General features: G+C 50.8%; 2 protein-coding genes and 1 pseudogene. All 3 read right to left on the reverse strand.

Annotated elements, in window-relative coordinates; translation table 11 throughout:
- Positions 1–134 (reverse strand): glutamate--tRNA ligase family protein (locus C7N83_RS13935; protein WP_425437530.1); only part of this gene is annotated, 134 nt, incomplete at its 3' end.
- Positions 135–227: 93 nt separating this feature from the next.
- On the reverse strand, positions 228–887 hold the full coding sequence (locus tag C7N83_RS13940; protein WP_106743290.1) for a YdcF family protein: 660 nt from the start codon (positions 885–887) through the stop codon (positions 228–230).
- 52 nt (positions 888–939) lie between these two features.
- A pseudogene (locus C7N83_RS13945) lies at positions 940–1,082 on the reverse strand (IS1595 family transposase); the annotation flags it as partial.

Raw genomic sequence — 1,082 nt, forward strand, 5'->3', positions numbered from 1 at the left:
CCGCCTTTGTACTTTCGTGCATAAGCCCATGAAAACAGGGCGGTGCGCACGCCGCCGATGTGGAGGTAGCCGGTCGGGCTCGGGGCAAAACGGGTTTTGACGGTCATGATGGTTTTCCTAATGCGGTACTTAATTAAAGTTGGTATTGTACTGTTTTCAAGCGGTTTGAACAATTCAAAAGCCGTCTGAAAAGGCGTTCAGACGGCTTTTGAATAATGCGTGTCGCTTTAGCGGCGGCGGGTCAGAATATTCCAGATTTTGTCGCTCCAGCTTTCAAATTGATAGAGAAACAGCGCGTAGCTTTCGTGCAGTAAGAATTTGTCGCGCTCCTTGCCGGCATCGTACAGTGTGGTCGGCGTGGCGGAAACGGTGGCGTTCATGCCGAAATTTTTGGCGATGGCCTGCGCTCGCGCCAAGTGGTAAGGGTCACTCACGATAACCAGCGTTTCTATGCCGTTGGGGCGCAATAAGGGCTCGATGTTTTGCAGGTTTTCATAAGTGTTGCGCGACGTGTTTTCAAACACGATATGCCGCGCCGGAATACCTTGTTTAATGGCGTAGCGCCGCCCGACTTCGGCTTCGGTCATATAGCCTTTTTTCGGTGTACCGCCAGTGAAAATGATTTTATCCACACGCCGGCTCTGATACAGCGCAATCGCATGGTTGATACGCTCGCGGAACACGGGCGACGGACGTTTGCCCCACGCCGCCGCACCCAACACCACCGCGGCATCGGCGTGAAAATCTTTCGGCAACACCTGATTGCCCATACGGTACACCTGCCAAACCGTCGCGGCAAATGTTGCCGACACCAGCAAAACGCTTAATGCCATACCACGCAAAAGATGGTAGCGCAAACCGGTTCGGCTGTGAAACAGATAAGGCATGATTCAGACGGTCTCTGATATAAAAAAATAAGGGGCTGTATTTAGATTGGCTCTAGCGATCACACCAAATTCGCAAGATTTTCAGCTGCTCTTTTGGTGCACCGGAGTTAAAACGAAATCCGCATGCTTTTTAAAAAATAAAGGGAAAGATTTCCGGTCAATTCCGTTGTATCTTGTCAGCATGCGTTTTGCCTG

This window comes from Neisseria iguanae, assembly GCF_003013245.1.
GTDB lineage: Bacteria > Pseudomonadota > Gammaproteobacteria > Burkholderiales > Neisseriaceae > Neisseria > Neisseria iguanae.

Coding starts and splice junctions, on each gene's coding strand:
- C7N83_RS13940 (WP_106743290.1), bottom strand. CDS start 887: ATGCCTTATCTGTTTCACAGCCGAACCGGTTTGCGCTACCATCTTTTG.